Annotated in this window: 19 protein-coding genes; 9 read left to right on the top strand and 10 right to left on the bottom strand. The window is 70.5% G+C overall.

Features of this window, described 5'->3' with window-relative positions:
- Positions 1-3 precede the first annotated feature (3 nt).
- Positions 4-885: a polysaccharide deacetylase family protein gene (locus BLR02_RS06700; RefSeq protein WP_090564748.1), complete on the top strand. Its 882-nt coding sequence runs from the start codon at positions 4-6 to the stop codon at positions 883-885.
- Here BLR02_RS06700 and BLR02_RS06695 read toward each other — a convergent pair.
- The 6 genes from BLR02_RS06695 to BLR02_RS06670 all read right to left on the bottom strand — a co-directional run bounded on the left by BLR02_RS06695 (position 873) and on the right by BLR02_RS06670 (position 6359).
- Positions 873-1169 carry a hypothetical protein gene (locus tag BLR02_RS06695; RefSeq protein WP_090661828.1) on the bottom strand — a complete coding sequence of 99 codons (297 nt, stop codon included), beginning with the start codon at positions 1167-1169 and terminating at the stop codon, positions 873-875. The genes BLR02_RS06700 and BLR02_RS06695 overlap by 13 nt on opposite strands.
- Positions 1166-2053 carry an ABC transporter permease gene (locus BLR02_RS06690; RefSeq protein ID WP_090661825.1) on the bottom strand — a complete coding sequence of 296 codons (888 nt, stop codon included), beginning with the start codon at positions 2051-2053 and terminating at the stop codon, positions 1166-1168. The genes BLR02_RS06695 and BLR02_RS06690 overlap by 4 nt, the downstream gene beginning before the upstream one ends.
- Positions 2053-2913: an ABC transporter permease gene (locus BLR02_RS06685; protein WP_245704661.1), complete on the bottom strand. Its 861-nt coding sequence runs from the start codon at positions 2911-2913 to the stop codon at positions 2053-2055. The genes BLR02_RS06690 and BLR02_RS06685 overlap by 1 nt, the downstream gene beginning before the upstream one ends.
- A gap of 22 nt (positions 2914-2935) precedes the next feature.
- Positions 2936-4192: an ABC transporter substrate-binding protein gene (locus BLR02_RS06680; protein WP_090661819.1), complete on the bottom strand. Its 1257-nt coding sequence runs from the start codon at positions 4190-4192 to the stop codon at positions 2936-2938.
- Positions 4193-4212: 20 nt separating this feature from the next.
- Positions 4213-5172 (bottom strand): ABC transporter ATP-binding protein, encoded by a 960-nt coding sequence (locus tag BLR02_RS06675; RefSeq protein WP_245704660.1) that lies wholly within the window; start codon positions 5170-5172, stop codon positions 4213-4215.
- A 185-nt stretch (positions 5173-5357) separates the two neighbouring features.
- Positions 5358-6359 (bottom strand): isopenicillin N synthase family dioxygenase, encoded by a 1002-nt coding sequence (locus tag BLR02_RS06670; protein WP_090564758.1) that lies wholly within the window; start codon positions 6357-6359, stop codon positions 5358-5360.
- Positions 6360-6500: 141 nt separating this feature from the next.
- Between BLR02_RS06670 and BLR02_RS06665 the strand changes: the two genes are divergently transcribed.
- Positions 6501-6998: a PaaI family thioesterase gene (locus BLR02_RS06665; protein ID WP_090661816.1), complete on the top strand. Its 498-nt coding sequence runs from the start codon at positions 6501-6503 to the stop codon at positions 6996-6998.
- Here the strand turns inward: BLR02_RS06665 and BLR02_RS06660 are convergent.
- A complete protein-coding gene (locus BLR02_RS06660; protein WP_176849410.1) occupies positions 6953-7384 on the bottom strand; it encodes an acyl-CoA thioesterase in 432 nt (143 codons plus the stop codon). The genes BLR02_RS06665 and BLR02_RS06660 overlap by 46 nt on opposite strands.
- Positions 7381-8169 carry an alpha/beta fold hydrolase gene (locus BLR02_RS06655; RefSeq protein ID WP_090662422.1) on the bottom strand — a complete coding sequence of 263 codons (789 nt, stop codon included), beginning with the start codon at positions 8167-8169 and terminating at the stop codon, positions 7381-7383. The genes BLR02_RS06660 and BLR02_RS06655 overlap by 4 nt, the downstream gene beginning before the upstream one ends.
- A gap of 120 nt (positions 8170-8289) precedes the next feature.
- Here BLR02_RS06655 and BLR02_RS06650 point away from each other — a divergent pair, with 120 nt between their 5' ends.
- From BLR02_RS06650 to BLR02_RS06640, 3 genes are all read left to right on the top strand, one after another.
- Positions 8290-9573 (top strand): thiolase family protein, encoded by a 1284-nt coding sequence (locus tag BLR02_RS06650; protein WP_245704659.1) that lies wholly within the window; start codon positions 8290-8292, stop codon positions 9571-9573.
- Entirely contained in the window at positions 9570-9986 is a 417-nt protein-coding gene (locus tag BLR02_RS06645) for an acyl-CoA thioesterase (protein WP_090564766.1), read from the top strand. The genes BLR02_RS06650 and BLR02_RS06645 overlap by 4 nt, the downstream gene beginning before the upstream one ends.
- A 441-nt stretch (positions 9987-10427) precedes the next feature.
- Entirely contained in the window at positions 10428-11624 is a 1197-nt protein-coding gene (locus tag BLR02_RS06640; RefSeq protein WP_143018053.1) for an FkbM family methyltransferase, read from the top strand.
- A 172-nt stretch (positions 11625-11796) separates the two neighbouring features.
- Here BLR02_RS06640 and BLR02_RS06635 read toward each other — a convergent pair whose 3' ends face one another.
- Positions 11797-12600, bottom strand: a complete 804-nt coding sequence (locus BLR02_RS06635; protein WP_090661810.1) for a TauD/TfdA dioxygenase family protein — start codon at positions 12598-12600, stop codon at positions 11797-11799.
- A 249-nt stretch (positions 12601-12849) separates the two neighbouring features.
- On the opposite strand from BLR02_RS06635, the gene BLR02_RS06630 reads away from it, so the two are divergent.
- From BLR02_RS06630 to BLR02_RS06615, 4 genes are read left to right on the top strand one after another with little or no spacing between them, the layout of a single operon-like run.
- The gene (locus tag BLR02_RS06630) at positions 12850-13869 is read left to right on the top strand and encodes a sulfate ABC transporter substrate-binding protein (RefSeq protein ID WP_090661806.1); all 1020 of its coding nucleotides are present in this window, start codon (positions 12850-12852) and stop codon (positions 13867-13869) included.
- Positions 13869-14687: a sulfate ABC transporter permease subunit CysT gene (cysT, locus tag BLR02_RS06625; RefSeq protein WP_090661803.1), complete on the top strand. Its 819-nt coding sequence runs from the start codon at positions 13869-13871 to the stop codon at positions 14685-14687. The genes BLR02_RS06630 and cysT overlap by 1 nt, the downstream gene beginning before the upstream one ends.
- Positions 14684-15514, top strand: a complete 831-nt coding sequence (gene cysW, locus BLR02_RS06620; RefSeq protein WP_090661800.1) for a sulfate ABC transporter permease subunit CysW — start codon at positions 14684-14686, stop codon at positions 15512-15514. Before cysT ends, cysW begins: the two co-directional genes overlap by 4 nt.
- Positions 15511-16530, top strand: a complete 1020-nt coding sequence (locus BLR02_RS06615; RefSeq protein ID WP_090661797.1) for a sulfate/molybdate ABC transporter ATP-binding protein — start codon at positions 15511-15513, stop codon at positions 16528-16530. Before cysW ends, BLR02_RS06615 begins: the two co-directional genes overlap by 4 nt.
- On the opposite strand, the gene BLR02_RS06610 is transcribed toward BLR02_RS06615, so the two are convergent.
- Positions 16496-17653, bottom strand: a complete 1158-nt coding sequence (locus tag BLR02_RS06610) for an MFS transporter (protein WP_090661794.1) — start codon at positions 17651-17653, stop codon at positions 16496-16498. The two genes, BLR02_RS06615 and BLR02_RS06610, sit on opposite strands and share 35 nt — an antisense overlap.
- Positions 17654-17660: the final 7 nt, after the last annotated feature.

Here is a 17660-nt window from a genome sequence, read left to right as displayed (position 1 = left end):
GACATGGCCAAGGAGATCCTCTGCGCCTTCAGCATCCATTGCGATGCAGTGGCTGGCTGGCTCGGCAGCTATATGGGCGAGGACAGCCCGGGCGATATCAGTCGCGGCGTCTTCGCGGCCGAGGTCGGCATGCCGCGCATCCTGAAGCTCTTCGAGCGCTTCGGCCTGACGCAATCCTGGTTCATCCCGGGCCATACCATCGAGAGCTTCCCCGAGCAGACCGACATGGTGGCCAAGGCCGGGCATGAGATCGGCCTGCACGGCTACAGCCACGAGAACCCGCTGGCGCTGTCCCGCCAGCAGGAGGAGGCGATCTTCGACCGCTGCATCGGCCTGATCGAGAAGCACTGGGGCCGCAAGCCGGTCGGCTATGTCGCACCCTGGTGGGAGGTGAGCGCCACCAGCATCGAGATCCTGGTCGAGCGCGGCATCGCCTACGACCACTCGCTGATGCACCACGACTGCACGCCCTACTACGTCCGCACCGGCGACGAGTGGACGCCGATTGACTACGCGCAGCCGGCCGAAAGCTGGATGAAGCCCTTCACCAAGGGGACGACCACCGGACTCGTCGAGATCCCGGCCTCCTGGTACCTCGACGACCTGCCGCCGATGATGTTCATCAAGAAATTCCAGAACAGCCACGGCTATGTCTCGCCCCATGCGCTGGAGCAGATTTGGCGCGACCATTTCGATTTCATCTACCGCGAGTACGACTATGCGGTGGTGCCGATGACCATCCACCCGGATGTCTCCGGCCGGCCGCAGGTGCTGATGATGCTGGAGCGGCTGATCGGCCACATGCTGAAGCACCCCGGCGTGCGCTTCGTCACGCTGGAGGAGATGGCGCAGGACTTCCGCCGCCGCTCGCCTCAGCCGGGCTGATCCAGCAGCGCCCGGGCGATCGCCAGCCATTCCTCCTCGAGCGTGCCGGCCGGCTTCACCCGGCCGGCGCGGTTGTACCAGTAGCCGGCATTGCCGAGGTCGCCCTCCTTGCGGTGCAGATAGGCATGCACCCAGGCGCTTGCGGCGTCGTCGCCGGCCTGGGCCGCCGCATGCGCCGCCTCCCAGTCGCCGCGCGCATCCTCAACGAGGGCACGCAGCGGGCCCGGCAGCCCCGGCGGCGGCACACCGGCCTGGGCTGCCCGCAGCAGTTCCTCGGCCGTCATCCCAGCACCCGCTTCGCCGCCCGACGCTTGGCCATGGAGACGCCGAGGAAGGCGAGCACGATCACCAGCACCGAGACGCCCGTCACCACCGTGCCCAGCGCGTAGATCTCCGGCGTCGTCACCGTGCTGGTCAGGCCCTGGAGCTCAAGCGGCAGGGTATTGGTGTCGCCGATCGCCTGGGAGGTGCGGGCGATCTCGTCCCAGGAGAGGGTGAAGCCGAAGAGCGCGACGCCGACCAGGCTCGGCGCCACCAGCGGCAGCACCACATGGCGGAAGACCTGCCAGGGCGAGGCGCCGAGATCGCGCGCCTCCTCCTCCAGGTTGTCCGGGAAGCGGTTGAACACGGCGAACATGATCAGCAGGCCGAAGGGCAGCGTCCAGGTGAGATGCGCCCCGAGCGCTGAGGTGAAGAGGCCCATGGCCGTCGTGTAGGCCTCGTTCACCCAGGCGACCTCATACGCCTCGGCAAAGGCCTTCACCGCATCGTCGATGAGGCGGAATTCCAGCGCGATGCCGAGCGAGACGACGATGGAGGGCACGATCAGGCTGGCGATGGTCAGGTTGAACAGCAGCCCCTGGCCAGGGAAGCGCCGGCGGAAGGCATAGCCCGCGAGCAGCGAGATCACCGTCGTCAGCACCATGACGACGAGGCCGAGCCACAGCGATCGCCGGAAGGAGGACCAGATGTCGATCACCCCCGCGCCGGCCCAGAGCACCCGGTACCAATGCGCCGACACGCCCTGCAGCGGGAAGGTCAGCCCGCCCTCCGGTCCCTGGAAGGACAGGACGAGGATGGTGAGCGTCGGCCCGTAGAGGAAGACGACGAAGGCCGCGAAGACCGCGGCCAGCACCCAGAAGGAGAAGGGCCGGCGATCCTCGTCCATCACAGCTCCCGCCGGATATCGATGAGCCTGGTCATCACCGCGATCACCATCAGCACCAGCCCGAGCAGCACCACCGCCTGCGCCGCGGCAGCGGGGAATTGCAGGTAGGACATCTGCACCTGGATCACCTTGCCGATGGAGGCAATCTGCTGCCCGCCCATCACGCCGATGGTCACGAAATCCCCCATCACCAGCACGATGACGAAGATGGAGCCGATGACGAGGCCCGGCTTGGTCAGCGGGATCACCACATGCCAGAGCGTCTGCCAGGGGCTCGCCCCCGCATCCTGCGCCGCCTCCATCAGCCGGCGGTCGATCCGCATCATGCTGTTGAAGACGGGGACGGTGACGAAGAGGGTGTAGAGATGGACGAAGGCGACGACGACCGAGAATTCGGAGAACAGCAGCCAGTCCTGCGGCTGGTCCACCAGCCCGGTCGCCACCAGCGCCTGGTTCACCACCCCCTCCCGCCCCAGCAGCGGCAGCCAGGAGATCATGCGGATGACGTTGGAGGTGAAGAAGGGCGCGGTGCAGAGCAGGAACAGCGCCATCCGCACCGATTCCGACCGGATATGGAAGGCGAGGAAATAGGAGATGGTGAAGCCGAGCAGCGTGGTGATCGCCCAGACCATGAGGCAGAGGCGAAGCGTCGAGATATAGGTCCGGAAGGTGGCGCAGAGCCCGTCCGAGAGGTTGGAGCAGCCCTCGAACATCTCCACGTAGTTCCGCTGGGTGATGTCGGGCACCAGCGAATACTCGGTGTAATTCCACAGGCTGACGACCGCGGTCGCCAGCAGCGGGAACACGAAGAACAACAGCAGCACCAGCGCCAATGGCGCCGCCTGGAGCAGCGGCGCCATTGGTCGGCCCATCGGGCGGTGGTCAGGCGGCGATGAACTCATTCCATTTCCTGACCATGTAGTCGTTCTCGTCCATCACGGCGTTCCAGCAGGCGACGGCGCCCATGCGCGCCTCGAAGCTGCCGCCGTCGCGCACGCTGCCGGCCTTCTCCATCACCGTGCCGTCCGGCGCCTTGATGTCCTGCGCCGCCGGCTTGCCCATCATCCAGAAATCCCACTCATAGGGCTGCATGCTCTTCTGCGCGGTCGAGAGCACGGCGGAGTAGTAGCCCTGGCGGTTCAGGAAGGCGCCGGCCCAGCCGGAGAGGAACCAGTTGATGAAGTCATAGGCAGCGTCGAGCTTCCGACCCGTCAGCGTCTTCGGCAGGCCGAAGCCAGCGGCCCAGGCGCGGTAGCCCTCCTTCAGTGGCTGGTAGACGCAGGGGATGCCGCGGCTGCGCACCGCCGTCACCGCCGGCGACCACATGGACTGGATGATGGTCTCGCCCGAGGCCATCAGGTTGACGCTCTCGTTGAAGTCCTTCCAGAAGGCGCGGAACTGGCCGGCACGCTTGGCCTCGGTCAGAACCCGCATCGTCAGGTCGATCTCGGCGCGGGTCATGTTGCCCTTGTCGGCGTATTTGTGCCGGCCCGAGGCCTCGACCGCCATCGCCGCATCCATGATGCCGATGGATGGGATGTTGAGGATGCTCGCCTTGCCCTTGAATTCCGGGTTGAGCAACTCGGCCCAGCTCTCGATCGGCCGGGTGATCCTGTCGGGACGGATGCCGAGCGTATCGGCATTGTAGGTCGTCGGGATCAGCGTCAGCCACTGGGTCGGCGCGCCGGCGAAGGCCTTGCCGTTCTGTGCCGGGAGATACATCACCTTGCTCGGCGCCGTACCCTGGTCGCCGATCTTCCTGCCGGCGACCTCGCCCTTGGTGAAGATCGTGGTGATCTCGTCGACCAGCTTGATGCGCTTGGCATCCATGCCGATGAGGTTGCCCGAGGGGATGATCTTCTTGAGCATCCAGTATTCGGAATCGAGGATGTCGAAGCTGTTCGGCTGCGTCACCGCCCGCCGCACCACATCATCCGAGGTGACGGGGATGTACTCGAGCGTGATGCCGAGATCCTCCTTCACCTTCTCCTTGATGCCGGCATGCTGGTTCACCGCGGTGCCGACATAGCGCAGCGTCACCGCGCCCTGCGCATGCACCGCCGGCGCCGCGAGGCCGGCGGCCAGCCCGGCCGCGCCCTGCAGCACCCGGCGGCGCGCCAGCGTCATCGTCTTGTCCATGCCTGGATTCTCCTTGCTCGTCATGCTCCGTCCGCCAGGTAGCGGAGGTCCTGCTCGTCCCAGCCGAGGCCGACCTGCTCGCCGGGCTCGAGCGGCCGCTCGCGCAGCGCGGCCTCGCCCACCAGCGCCTGCCACTCCTCGCCGGCGGGGCCCGCCAGCGCCACGGCGAAGCCCGTGCCGGTGTATTCGACGCCGCGCACCGTCGCCCTCACCACGCCCTGGCCCGCGGGCCGCAGCGCCGTGCGGTCCGTCCGCACCGCCACCAGCCCGTTGGCGGGCAAGGCGATGACGTTGTGCCCGCCCATGAAGCGCGCGGCGAAGGCGGTGCGCGGCGCGTCGAACACCTCGAAGGGTGTGCCCTGCTGCTCGATCCGCCCGTCCTTCATCAGCACGACCAGGTCGGCCAGCGCCAGCGCCTCGTCCTGACTATGCGTGACATGGACGAAGCTGATGCCAAGCTCCCGCTGGAAGCGCTTCAGCTCCGCCCTTACCCGGCCGCGCAGGAACGGATCGAGCGCCGAGAGCGGCTCGTCCAGCAGCAGGGTGGATGGGTTGGTCACCAATGCCCGCGCGAGCGCCACGCGCTGCTGCTGCCCGCCCGAGAGCTGCGCCGGTAACCGGTCCGCCAGCGCCTCCAGCTCCACCAGGCGCAGCATCTCGCGTGCCTTGGCATGGCGTTCAGCCTTGCCAACCCCGCGCATGCGAAGCGAGAAGGCGACGTTGTCGAGGCAGCTCAGATGCGGGAACAGAGCATAGGACTGGAACATCATCGCGGTGCCGCGCTTGGCCGGCGGCAGGCCACTCACCTCGCTGTTGTCGAGCAGGATGTCACCGCTGCTCTGCCGCTCATGCCCGGCCAGCATCCGCAGGCTCGTCGTCTTGCCGCAGCCCGAGGGCCCGAGCAGGCAGCAATAGGTGCCGGCGGCGATCTTCAGATCGAGCGAATCCACCGCGACCGAGCTGCCGAAGCGCTTGGTCACCTTGATGAACTCGATGGCGCCGCGGCCTGTCTGGCCGGTGCGCAGGAGTGTGGTCTCTGGCAGGCGAAGGGTCCCCCTCGCCCCGGAGCCTGCGGCAGAACCCCCTCCCCCTTCAAGCGGCCCCGCGGCAGGAAGAGGAGCCCTCCAGACCGGAACAGCCTCAATTCAGGGCAGCAAGCCCCTTCTCAAGGCATTTGCTGGCGGTGGGCGAAGTTGGTGCGGTTCAGTTTCTGCCGGTGGTCCAGATAGCGCAGCGGTTCGTATTTCGGCGGGTTGCCAGGGCCGATGCAGCTCGGCACCACCTTGATGATGGCGTCATTGCCGGGACCGAAGAAGAAGGGGATGGCATAGCGCATCTCCCGGTTCGTGTTCACCACGCGATGCGGCGTCGGCGCGAAGCGGTCATTGGAATAGCGGCCAAGCATCTCCGCCGTGTTGACGACGAAGGTGCCTGGGATGGCGGGCGGCCGCAGCCATTCTCCCTCGCGCGTCCGCACCTCGAGCCCGGGCAGCGCCGATTGCGCGAGGAAGGTGATGAAATTCGTATCGATATGCGGCGCGAAGCCGAAGCGGTCCGCCTCCGGCTCGGGCTGCGGCTGGTAGCGGATGAGGCGCAGCGTGCAGCTCGGCTCCGTGAAATCCTCGGCGAAGTAATCGGGCCGCAGGCCAAGCGCCAGGGCGAAGGCCGGCAGCATCCGCTGCGCCAGGCCGAGCATCGCCGTGTAGTAGGCCATGGTCGCAGGGCGGAAGCCGGGCAGCGCGGGCGGCCACCGGTTGAGCCCGATCATCGGCTTGCCGGCGAGGATGTCGGGATCGTCCGGCGCATAGTCGCGCGAGATGTAGAAGCTCTCGTTCAGGTTCGGCTTGGTGTTGTTGTGGATGGTCGAGGTGCGGATCACCTGCGCCCCGGTCGGCAGGAAGCCGAGATTGAGCTGCCCCACCTTCAGCGCCAGCTTCTCCTCCTCTGGCAGGGCGAAGAACTCCGCCGCGGCGGCGAAGCAGCCCTCGACCAAGGCGGTGGGCACGCCGTGATTGGCCAGCACGAGGAAGCCGGTATCCTCGCAGCTGCGGGCGATGCTGCCGGCCAGCGCCTCCATCGCCCCGGGCGCGCCGGCCAGGGCCGGGCCGATATCGAGCACGGGGATGCGGCCCTCGGGCCCCTCGGCGGTTGCGGCGGCCTGGCTCATGCGATGCCCTCCTGCTCAGCTTGACGATGAGTGCAGCACGGGCGGCGGCGGGAGGCCAGGGGCACCGCTTGCCAGCCGCTGGCCCGCCACCTACTCCAACCCCGACCGTGGCCATGGCCCGGTGTCAGGAGCGACGACTGCATGACCGATGTGCCGACCGGCTATCTCCGCCTGCCCAGCCATGCGCTGCCCATCTTCAACAGCCTGGTCGGCCCGTTCTGGATCAGGCCGGAGCGGGATGGCATCACCTTCGGCTTCCGCGTCGAGCTGCGGCATTGCAACCCGATGGAGCTCTGCCATGGCGGCATGCTGGCTGCCTTTGCCGACATCGTGCTCACCGGCGGCTGCAACCATGTGGCGCGGCTCAGCAAATTCCTCGTCACCGTCAGCCTCGCCACCGACTTCATCGGCCCCGCCCGCATTGGTGCCTGGGTCGAGGCGCGGCCTGAGGTGCTGAAGGTGACGCGCGGCATGCTCTTCGGCCAGTGCCTGATGACGGCGGATGGCGAGCCGGTGCTGCGCGCCAGCGGCACCTTCCGCCATGCCGGCGAGCCGGACCCGCGCTTCAACCGCATCGCGCGACTGCTCGAGGCTCAGCCCGAGGCGAGCGCCGCCTCCGCCTCCAGCGCCGGGCGGTAGCGGTCCGGCGCCGGAATCGGCTTCATCCGCGCCGTATCGACGAAGGCGCAGACCAGCTCCGCCTCATAGGCCAGCCGCTCGCCGACACGGCCCACCACGGCGAAGCGCAGCGAGGAGCCGCCGAGGCGGGCCAGCCGCACGGTGCTCGTCAGCGTGTCGCGCGGCGTGACGGGGCTGCGGAAATCCATCTGCACATGGACGAAGGGCGTGCCGATGCCCTCATCCACATTCATCTCGTACCAGCCGGTGCCGAGCCGGTCCTGGAACCAGCGCTCGACCGCCTCCATGGCGAAGTCGAGGAAGCGCGCCGTGTAGCCGATGCGCGCCGCATCCGTCTCACCCCAGGTGATGCGGCGGGTATGGGTGAAGGCTTCGGTCGGTGTCACGGTGATGGCGTTCCTGCTTCGAAGATCCGGGCGGCGAATTCCCGTACCGCCGCGAGCACCGTCTCCGGCGCTTCCTGATGCGGTACGTGGCCGGTGCCGGTCAGCAGCCGCGTCTCGACCGGCGCGGTGGCCGCCCGCGCGATGGCATGGACCTGCTCCGCCGTGCCATAGGCATCCGCCTCGCCCTGGATGACCAGCATGGGGATGCGGATGCGGGCGACCTCCGGCCGCAGGTCGAACACCTCCGGGAAGGCCGGGTCCAGCCAGGCGCCGCTCCAGCCGAGGAAGGCTGCCTCCGGGTCGCGGTGGTGGCGGGCCAGACGGGCGCGAAGGTCGCCCGCCTCCCAGCGTTGCAGCGTGGCGCGGATCCCATCGAGCGAGATCGCCTCGACGATGACATGCGGCGCCAGCAGCACCAGCCCCTCGACACGAGGGTCCGCCGCGCCGCCCGCATGGGCGATGGCGATGGAGCCGCCATCGGAATGGCCGAAGAGGATGCAGCGGCGGATGCCGGCGGCGTCCAGCACGCGCGGCAGCACCGATCGGCCCTCGCGCAACAGGTAGTCCAGAGGCCGTGGCAGGGCGATACCATCCGACTGGCCATAGCCGAAGCGCGAATAGGCCATGACGCCGCAGCCGGTCGCAGCCACCAGCCGCTCCGGCAGGTCGCGCCAGAGCGAGACGCTGCCGAGCCCTTCATGCAGCAGCAGGATGGTCGGTCGCGCCTCCGGCCCCGGGCCCCACCAAACCGCCTCCAGCCCGCCCTCCGCCAGGTCGATCCTCATGCCCGCAGCATGGGCCGGCCCGGCGCGGGGCCGCAAGCCGGTGCGGGGGTGTCTCCCCTCGTCAGGGCGGCCGTGCCATGCTGCGCGGCAAGGAACAACGACACCGGAGGTCCCGCCGCCATGAACGCCCCTGTCACCCTGACGGACACTCCCGACTGGAGCCGCTACGCCGGCGCCGCCATGGTCGAGACCTTCGCCGATGCGGTGCTCGTGGCCGGGGCACGGACGCCCTTCACCGATCTGAACGGGGCGCTGGCCGCCATCTCGCCGACCGATCTCGGCATCCATGCGGCGCGGGCGGCGATCGCGCGCGCCGGGATCGACCCGCAGCGGATTGGCACCACCGTCGCCGGCAACTGCACCCAGGCAAGTTTCGACTCGCTCTTCTTTGCCCGGCATATCGGCCTCTATGCCGGCATGCCGGATGACCGGCCGGCGCATGGCGTGCAGCGCCTCTGCACCACCGGCTTCGAGGCCATCGCCCAGGCGGCGCGGGCCACCAGCGCCGGGCAGGTGGAGGCGGCGCTCGCCGTGGGAACGGAGAGCATGAGCCGGGCGCCGGTCGCCAGCTACACCTCGCGCGGCGGCTTCGGGCTCGGGCAGGTGGAGTTCAAGGACTTCCTCTGGGAGGCGCTGTTCGACACCGGCTGCGCCACGGCGATGGGCGGCACGGCGGAGAACCTCGCCCGCCTGCACGGGATCACCCGCGAGGAGACGGATGCCTATGCGGCGGCCAGCTTCGCCCGCGCGCTCGAGGCCCAGGCCGCCGGGCGCTTCGGCGAGGAGATCGCGCCGGTGACGGAGGCCGTGTTCGAGGGCCCCGGCCTCAAGCCGCGCCGGCTGAAGCTGCCGCGCAAGACCGCGGAGGTGGCGCAGGACAGCCATATCCGCCCGACGCCGATCGAGGTGCTGGCGAAGCTCGCCCCCGTCTTCGGCGGGGTGCAGACGGGCGGCAACAGCAGCGCCATCGTGGATGGCGCGGCGGCAGTCGTCGTCACCACCGGCAAGCTTGCGGCCGAGGGTGGCGGTGGGGCGCCGCTCGGGCGCGTGGTGGCCGCGGCGGCGGCGGGCGTGCCGGGCGAGGTGATGGGCATCGGCCCCGTGCCGGCGGCGCTCGCCCTGGTGCGAAAGCTTGGCCTCGCCATCGGGGATATCGACCTGTTCGAGATCAACGAGGCCTTCGGCGCCCAGGCCGAGGCGGTGCGGCGGGCGCTCGGCGTGCCGCATGGCCGGTTCAACGTGAATGGCGGCGCCATCGCCTTCGGCCATCCGCTGGCGGCGACGGGCGTGCGCTGCGTGCTCTCCCTCGCCATGGAGCTGCGGCGACGCGGGCTGAAGCGCGGCATCGCCGGTGCCTGCGCAGGTGGTGGCCAGGGCATGGCGGTGCTGGTGGAGGTGGCGTGACGGAGTTCGTGCGTCGCTTCCTCGTCCACTGGAATGACTGCGATCCGGCAAGGATCGTCTTCCATGGCAATTTCATCCGCTGGATGGATGAGGGCTTCACCGACATGACACGGGCGCGCGGCGTGGATTTCGCTGCGCTGGCCGCCGAGGATCCGCATTTCCGCGGTGCGCCGCTGGTCGACCTGCGATGCAGCTTCCGTACGCCGGCGCATTTCGCCGACATGCTGGAGCATCGCATCGCCCCGCCCGCCTTCCCGGGCGGGCGGGCCTTCCGGGTGGCGCATCGCTTCCTGCTGGAGGATGGGCGGCTGGTGGCCGAAGGGGAGCAGACGCGGATCTGGGGGCGGGACGAGGGCGATGGGTTGCGGGCGGTGCCGATGCCGGCGGATGTACTGGCCAGGCTCGGCGGCTAGGCTTCAATCTGCCTCAAACCGCTTGAAGCGGCATCCGCCAAGCCTCTGAAATTCTTCGATCCTTGTGCCGGAATTGAGCGTTTGAGGGATTGAGGCGGAGGTGCCCTGCCATTCGGGCAAAATCCGGAATTGGGCTAAAAGTCCTATATCACGCCCCTAGTCTCGGCTGCAAGGCAGGGCGCTGCGGGATGGCAAGCGGCCGCCGGAGACCGGCTTCGACCCGGAGCGCGATCCAGGATCGCCGGAGCGCGGATGGTGCCCTCACCGGCTGTTGGATCGTCCGGGCCTGGTCTCCGGCGAGGACACCACAGCCACCCAGCCCCGAGGGGACCAGCATGGCAGGCCTGCCCATGGCCGCAGCGTCCCCTCATGCGTGCTCCCGGGCAAGGTTTTGTATACCTTCGGTGCGCATTGACAGTTCACCGAGGAGCGCAGCCCAATATGCTGAAGCCATTATGGCGCCGCCTGGCGCCGGGCCTTGCGGCGCGCCTGGCTCCCCGTGTCCTCGCTGCCGTGCGTGCGGAGGTCGAGGATGCGACTGCTTCCATCCAGGAGGAGCTGACGCGCCTTCGGCTGCGCGTGGATAGCCTCGATGCCATGCCGAAGGTCAGCACGGACCTGCCCGGGCGCCGCGAACCGATGCTCTCGCTCCCCTCGTCCCTGGCGCTGCTGGAGTTGCAAAGGGAGTGCGGCCCGGCCGTGACCCTGGTCCGCTCGGAGCCTCCGGGTGCCTACGAGGCCGGCCTCATGGCGGGGAGCAGTTGGGGCACCGAGGATGTGCTCTGGCTGCTGCGAATGCTGCTCGCGGAAGGGGGCAGCCTGCTGGATGTAGGGGCCAATATCGGCGCCATCTCGCTGCCGATCGCCGCGGATGGCCATCCGGTCGTGGCGGTCGAGATGCTGCCGGCCAATGCGCTGAAGCTGCATCTCGCCTGCCTGGCGAATGGGGCAACGAATCTCCGCGTGGTGCAGGCCGCGGCATCCGCGGAGGATGGGGTGCTGCACTATGGCGGGACCGAGGCCTGGGGCGCGGTCGGCACCGGTTCGAGTGTCGCCGCGGCCATGCGTCTCGATACGATCATGGAGATGGTGCGCCTGAGCATGCCGGATTTCATGGCCGAACCCCTGGTGGTGAAGCTCGATGTCGAAGGGCATGAGATGGAGGCGCTGCGTGGCGCAGCCGGCCTGATCGAAGGCTGCCGCCCGGCCATCGTGTTCGAGTCGATCGAGGCCGCGGATGCCGGCGGGAGTCAGGTCTCGAAGCAATGCAAGCGGCACCTGGCGGCGCTGGGCTACGACCTGTTCCTGCAGCGCGGGAGGGTGCTCGTGCCGCGCGGCGCCGGGGACCTCCAGGAGGGGGCGGTCGCCGATTTCCTCGCGCTTCCCCCCCATAGGCGCCACGTCCTGGATGGCGCCGAGGTCAGGGCCCTGTCTCCGGCCGAGCGGGTAGCTTGGCTTGCCGAAGATGCCCTGCAGCAGGAGGCGGGCCACCGGCTCGGTGCCTGCGCGGCGATCGAGGCCATCCGGCAGGAGGGCGCCTCCTACGTCACCGCGACCGACCCGCTTCTGGAGATGCTCGAGAGCGATGCCGATGAGTGTGTCGCCGCGCGGGCGCGAGCGGCCCGCGCATGCGGATAGGGTCGTACCGGCGTCGCTGGCCAACAGCATAGCGCAGGGGACCACAGGGGCCTTCCAGCCCTTGGTGGGGGTGTGAGCGGGCGGCCGTCCCCAGCCTGCCATGGCCCGCACCCTGCCAGAGCAAGCCAGGGGTTGGTCCGGTGGCCGTGAGCCAGTGCGGACGGATGCGGCTCTAGCCGGCGACGACCCAGGGCATCTCCAGCGCGCCGAGGCCGAGCGGGCGGTCGCCCTCGATCCGTACCCGTTGCAGCGCATCCGCCGGGGCGCCCGTATGCAGCACCGCGCGGTTGTCCCAGAGGATCAGGTCGCCCGGCTGCCAGGCATGGCGCCAGGTGACGGCGGGCGCGGTCGCCGCGGCGAAAAGGGCGGCGAGCAGCCGGCTGCTCTCGCCGGCCGGCAGGTTCAGGATGCGGCGGGTGAAGGCCGGGTTGACGAAGAGGGCCCCCTCCCCCGTCACCGGATGGCTGCGGACCACCGGATGCTCGGCCAGATGCCCTTGATGGGCGTGCTCCGCGCGCAGCTCCTCCACCCGGCGCCGGAGCGGGGCGGGCAGCAGGGCGAGCGCGGCGCGCTGGTCGGCGAAGGCGATCCCGCTCGCCTCGGCCGCCGGGGCATGGGCGATGCAGGCGAGGCTCGGCTCCGCCTCATGCGTGTGGTCGGCATGCCAGGCGGCGCCGGGAGGCGCCTCGCCCTCCGGGATGCCGGCGACGACGCGGAGCGCGGGCGGCAGCAGCATGCTGCGCCGGTCTAGCAACGGTGCCTCGATGGCGGCCAGCGCCTCGGCAAAGCGGGACTGGGCGGCGGGGCTCAGGCGCTGGCCGCGGAAGAGCAGCACCGCATGCTCGAGGAAGGCATCGTGCAGCACCTCGATCGTCGGGGCATCGAGCGGGGCGGCGAGGTCGAGGCCGGTGACCTCGGCGGCGAAGGCAGGGTGGAGGGACTGGATCTGCATGGCGGGCTCCGAGGCGAGGATCATGGATGTCGAGGAGGGTCAGCCTCGACAGCGGTCCCGTGTGGCTTTCGGCCCTTGCTGCCGCCGCATTTCACATGCCTTCCCGATGGTTTTAACCGTTATTCACGATTCAGGATGACTATAATGAACTTTGCACGCTGGAGCGCAAGCTTGGTTCCGTCACGATCAGGCGTTCATCCCGGCAGATGGCGATTGAATTTACCGATCGGGAATTGTTAATCATCGGCGTCACGACGCTCCCTGGAGGCTGCGATGACGCTTGCCCTCGGACGCCGGGCCCTGCCCGGCCTCGCTCTCGGATTGGTCGGGGCGTCCACCAGCGCCCGGGCGCAGGGTGCCGGCCAGTTGCTCAATGTGAGCTACGACCCCACCCGCGAGTTCTACCGGGCCTACAACGCCGCCTTCGCCGCCCATTGGCGGGAGCGGTCGGGCGCGGCGGTGCGGATCAGCACCTCCCATGGCGGCTCGGGCCGGCAGGCGCGGGCGGTGATCGACGGGCTGGCGGCGGATGTGGTGACGCTGGCCCTGGCCTATGACATCGACGCCATCGCCGAGCGCGGGCTGATCGCGCCCGACTGGCAGCGGCGTCTGCCGGAGAACAGCGCGCCCTATACGAGCACCATCGTCTTCCTGGTGCGGAAGGGAAATCCGAAGGGTATCCAGGACTGGGGCGACCTGGTGCGGCCCGGCATCGGCGTCGTCACCCCGAACCCCAAGACCTCCGGCGGGGCGCGGTGGAACTACCTGGCGGCCTGGGCCTGGGCGCGGCGGCAGCCGGGCGGGTCCGAGGCAACGGCGGCGGAGTTTCTCGGCCGGCTGCTGCGCAACGTGCCGGTGCTCGATACCGGGGCGCGCGGCGCGACCACCAGCTTCGTCCAGCGCGCCCAGGGCGACGTGCTGCTGGCTTGGGAGAACGAGGCGCATCTGGCCTTCGCGGAATTCGGCGAGGGCGGGTTCGAGATCGTGGTGCCGAGCCTGTCCATACTGGCCGAGCCCCCGGTCGCGGTCATCGACCGCAATGTGGACCGGCGGGGGACGCGGGCGGTGGCGGAGGCCTATCTCCGGCATCTCTATTCGCCCGAGGCGCAGGCGCTGGCGGCGAAGCATTTCTACCGGCCGCGGGACAAGGCGGCGCTGGCGGGGGCGGCCCTGCGCTTCCCCGAGCTGCCGATGGTGACGGTGGACGAGGCTTTCGGCGGCTGGGCGGAGGCGCAGCGGGCGCATTTCGCCGATGGCGGCAGCTTCGACCGCCTCTACCAGCCGGGACGCTGATGCGGCGGCGGGATGCGCTGCCGGGCCTTGGCCTCACCCTCGGGATCACCTGGCTCTGGCTCGGGCTGATCGTGCTGGTGCCGCTCTCGGCGCTGGCGATCCGGCCCTGGGAACTGGGGCTGGCCGGGGTCTGGGCGAGCGTGACGGAGCCGCGCGTGCTGGCCTCGCTGCGGCTTTCCTTCGGCGCGGCGCTGCTGGCGGCGCTGGTGGACCTGCCGCTTGGCCTGCTCGTCGCCTGGGTAGTGGTGCGCTACCGCTTCCCGGGACGGCGGTTGCTGGATGCGGCGATCGACCTGCCCTTCGCCCTGCCGACCGCGGTGGCGGGGCTGGCGCTGACCGCCCTCTACGCGCCGAATGGCTGGCTCGGCGCGCCGCTGGCGGCGATGGGCGTGACGGTGGCCTTCACCCCGCTCGGCGTGGTGGTGGCGCTGGCCTTTGTCGGCCTGCCCTTCATCGTGCGGATGGTGGAGCCGGTGCTGCGCGACCTTGGGCCCGAGGCGGAGGAGGCGGCGGCGACGCTGGGTGCCACGCGCTGGCAGGCCTGGCGGCTTGTGGTGCTGCCGGCGCTGGGGCCCGCGCTCGCCTCCGGCCTGGCGCTCGCCTTCGCCCGGGCGGTCGGGGAATATGGCAGCGTGATCTTCATCGCCGGCAACCGTCCGATGGAGAGCGAGATCGCGCCGCTGCTGATCGTCGCGCGGCTAGAGCAGTACGATTACGCCGGCGCGGCGGCGCTGGGGCTGGCCATGCTGCTGCTCTCCTTCGCCCTGCTGCTGGCCTTTGGCTTGGTGCAACGGTGGCTCCGCCGGGGCATGGCATGAGGAGGGCCACGGAGGAGCCCGCCTGGCTGCGCTGGCTGCTCTGCCTGGCGGCGGTGGGGCTGCTCGCCCTCTTCCTCGCCTTGCCGCTGGCCGCGGTCTTCACCGAGGCGCTGCGGCGCGGCATCGGCCCGGCACTGGCGGCGCTGGAGGATCCGGATGCGGTGGCGGCGATCGGGCTCACCCTGCTGGTGGCGGCGATCGCGGTGCCGGTGAACCTCGTGGGCGGCGTGGCGGCGGCCTGGGCGATCGCGCAATTCGACTTCCCCGGCCGGCGGCTGCTGACGGTGCTGATCGAGCTGCCCTTCTCCGTCTCGCCGGTGATCTCGGGCCTCGTCTATGTGCTGGTCTTCGGTGCGCAGGGCTGGCTCGGGCCCTGGCTGGAGACTCGCGGCCTGCAGGTGATCTTCGCCCTGCCCGGCCTCGTCCTGGCGACGATCTTCGTCACCTTCCCCTTCGTCGCGCGCACGCTGATCCCCCTGATGCAGGCGCAGGGGCGCGCGGAGGCGGAGGCGGCGGCGACGCTCGGGGCCAGCGGCTGGCAGATCTTCCGGCGGGTGACGCTGCCGAATATCCGCTGGGCGCTGCTGTCGGGCGTGCTGCTCTGCAATGCCCGGGCGATGGGGGAGTTCGGCGCCGTCTCGGTGGTCTCCGGCCATGTGCGGGGGGAGACCAACACCATGCCGCTGCATGTCGAGATCCTCTACAACGAGTATCAATTCGTCGGCGCCTTCGCGGTGGCGGCGCTGCTCGCCCTGCTGGCGCTGGTGACGCTCGGCGCCAAGGCGGTGCTGGAGCGGATGGGTGGGCGGCGGCTGGAGAGCGCATGACGATCGAGGTCCGGGGGCTCATGCGGCGCTACGGCGGGGTGGCGGCGCTGGATGGGGTGGCGCTCGCGGTCGGCCAGGGCGAATTCGTCGCGCTGCTCGGCCCCTCGGGCAGCGGCAAGACGACGCTGCTGCGGAGCCTCGCGGGCCTCGAATTCCCCGATGCCGGCGAGGTGCTGATCGATGGCCGGGACATGGCGCAGGTCCCGGCGCGGGAACGGGGGATCGGCTTCGTCTTCCAGAATTATGCGCTGTTCCGGCACATGACCGTATTCGAGAACATCGCCTTCGGCCTGCGCATCCGGCCGCGGCGGCAGCGGCCGGGCCGGGCGGAGATCGCCCGGCGGGTGGAGGAGCTGCTGGCGCTGGTGCGGCTGCCGGGGCTGGAGGCGCGCTATCCGGAGCAGCTCTCGGGCGGGCAGCGGCAACGTGTGGCGCTGGCCCGGGCGCTGGCGATCGAGCCGCGGGTGCTGCTGCTCGACGAGCCCTTCGGCGCGCTGGATGCCAAGGTGCGGAAGGAATTGCGGCTTTGGCTGCGCGGCCTGCACGACCGGCTGGGGCTGACGAGCCTCTTCGTCACCCATGACCAGGACGAGGCGCTGGAGCTGGCCGACCGCGTGGCGGTGATGCGCGACGGCCGCGTGGTGCAATTCGACACGCCCGAGGTGCTGCTGGCACGGCCGGCGGATGCGGGGGTGGCAGGATTTCTCGGCGATGCGGCGCCGGTGGCGTGCGAGGTGCGGGGCGGCCAGGCGCATTTCGCCGCGCTGCCGCCGGTGGCGGCCGAGGGCGTGCGGGACGGGCGGGCGGTCGCCTTCCTGCGGCCGGTCGACCTGCTGGCGGAGCCGGGGGCCGGAGCGGCGCGCGTGGCCGCGGCGCGGCAGGATGGGCGAGGCGTGCGGCTGACGGTGGAGCTCGGCGGGATGCTGCTCGAGGCGCTGCCGGCCCAGGGCTGGGTGCCGCAGCGAGGCGAGGCCTGCTGCGTCAGGGTGCTCGGGGCGCGGGTCTTTCCGGCCTGAGGCGGGGGCCGGGCAGCGCGAGGCCGGCCCAGAGGAGCGCGAGGCCGGTCAGGCCATAGACCAGGGTGGGCGGCAGGACTGGCAGCAGCAGCCCGGCCGCGAGCGGCCCGGCACCGGCCCCGAGGTCGCGCCAGGTGGCGAGGCGGGCAAGGGCCGGAACGCGGTCGGCGCCGGGGTTGAGGGCGGCGACGGCCGGAGCCGGCAGGGGCTGCAGCAGCCCCCGCAGCAGCACGACGGAGAGGGCGCCGATCCAGAGGCCAGGGCCGCCAAGGCCGATCGCCGCCAGGGCGAGGGCCGAGGTGGTGGAGAGCAGCACCAGCATTCGCATCGCGCCGAAGCGGTGCGCCAGCGCGCCGCCGGCCGGGCCAAGGGCGATCTCCGAGGCGTAGCGCAGGGCAAGCGCGAGGCCGGCCGCCAGGGCCGCCCCCTGCCCCTGCCCGCCGAGCGCCGACGCGGCCAGGACCGAGAGGCCGAGGACGAAGACGCCGTCCAGCGCCATCCCCTGGACGAAGGACCACACATCGATCCGCGCCGGCAGGCCGAAGCGCGGGGCGCCGCGGACCCTTTCCCCATGGCCGCCCGGCAGGCGAAGGGCGAATGGCAGGGCGAGGAGGGCGATGCCGCCGAGCAGCAGGAAGACGAAATGCGGGCCACGGGCCTCGGCGATCAGCGCGCCGGCGACCAGCCCGATCATCGGGCCGGTGGCGATGATGGCACGGGAGCGGCCACTGCGGCGGGCGGCGCCCCCCGCCTCGGCGGTGGCAAGCGCCTGGGTGGCGATGTTCAGCGCGGCGAAGGAGAGGCCCCAGACCAGCCGCGCCGCCAGCAGCCACCAGAGTCCGGGCAGCAGCGCATAGCCGAGCGAGGAGGCTGCCGCGCCGAGCACGGCGAGGCTGCAGGCGGCGCGCGGGCCGTGCTGCTCGTAGAAGCGGGCGATCCAGCCATAGCCGAGGATGCGGACCAGCCGGTTGGCGGCGAGCAGCAGCCCGGCCTCGGCGAAGGTGACGCCGAAGGTGGCGGCGTGCAGCGGCAGCAGCAGGTAGAGGACCGTATCGGTCGGCAGGGTCAGGCCGAGGGCGATCGAGGCATCGCGCGAGGCGCGATCGGCGGCTGGGGCGTCCATGCCGGGA

It is taken from the genome of Belnapia rosea (assembly GCF_900101615.1).
GTDB classification, from domain to species: domain Bacteria; phylum Pseudomonadota; class Alphaproteobacteria; order Acetobacterales; family Acetobacteraceae; genus Belnapia; species Belnapia rosea.
Note: the sequence above shows the minus strand (reverse complement) of the source record. Positions and strands in the feature narration are given on the sequence as shown.

Coding starts and splice junctions, on each gene's coding strand:
- BLR02_RS06680 (WP_090661819.1), bottom strand. CDS start 4,192: ATGGACAAGACGATGACGCTGGCGCGCCGCCGGGTGCTGCAGGGCGCG.
- BLR02_RS06685 (WP_245704661.1), bottom strand. CDS start 2,913: ATGGCGCCGCTGCTCCAGGCGGCGCCATTGGCGCTGGTGCTGCTGTTG.
- BLR02_RS06630 (WP_090661806.1), top strand. CDS start 12,850: ATGACGCTTGCCCTCGGACGCCGGGCCCTGCCCGGCCTCGCTCTCGGA.
- BLR02_RS06695 (WP_090661828.1), bottom strand. CDS start 1,169: ATGACGGCCGAGGAACTGCTGCGGGCAGCCCAGGCCGGTGTGCCGCCG.
- BLR02_RS06615 (WP_090661797.1), top strand. CDS start 15,511: ATGACGATCGAGGTCCGGGGGCTCATGCGGCGCTACGGCGGGGTGGCG.
- BLR02_RS06610 (WP_090661794.1), bottom strand. CDS start 17,653: ATGGACGCCCCAGCCGCCGATCGCGCCTCGCGCGATGCCTCGATCGCC.
- cysW (WP_090661800.1), top strand. CDS start 14,684: ATGAGGAGGGCCACGGAGGAGCCCGCCTGGCTGCGCTGGCTGCTCTGC.
- BLR02_RS06690 (WP_090661825.1), bottom strand. CDS start 2,053: ATGGACGAGGATCGCCGGCCCTTCTCCTTCTGGGTGCTGGCCGCGGTC.
- cysT (WP_090661803.1), top strand. CDS start 13,869: ATGCGGCGGCGGGATGCGCTGCCGGGCCTTGGCCTCACCCTCGGGATC.
- BLR02_RS06650 (WP_245704659.1), top strand. CDS start 8,290: ATGAACGCCCCTGTCACCCTGACGGACACTCCCGACTGGAGCCGCTAC.
- BLR02_RS06700 (WP_090564748.1), top strand. CDS start 4: ATGGCCAAGGAGATCCTCTGCGCCTTCAGCATCCATTGCGATGCAGTG.
- BLR02_RS06665 (WP_090661816.1), top strand. CDS start 6,501: ATGACCGATGTGCCGACCGGCTATCTCCGCCTGCCCAGCCATGCGCTG.
- BLR02_RS06635 (WP_090661810.1), bottom strand. CDS start 12,600: ATGATCCTCGCCTCGGAGCCCGCCATGCAGATCCAGTCCCTCCACCCT.
- BLR02_RS06655 (WP_090662422.1), bottom strand. CDS start 8,169: ATGAGGATCGACCTGGCGGAGGGCGGGCTGGAGGCGGTTTGGTGGGGC.
- BLR02_RS06670 (WP_090564758.1), bottom strand. CDS start 6,359: ATGAGCCAGGCCGCCGCAACCGCCGAGGGGCCCGAGGGCCGCATCCCC.
- BLR02_RS06640 (WP_143018053.1), top strand. CDS start 10,428: ATGCTGAAGCCATTATGGCGCCGCCTGGCGCCGGGCCTTGCGGCGCGC.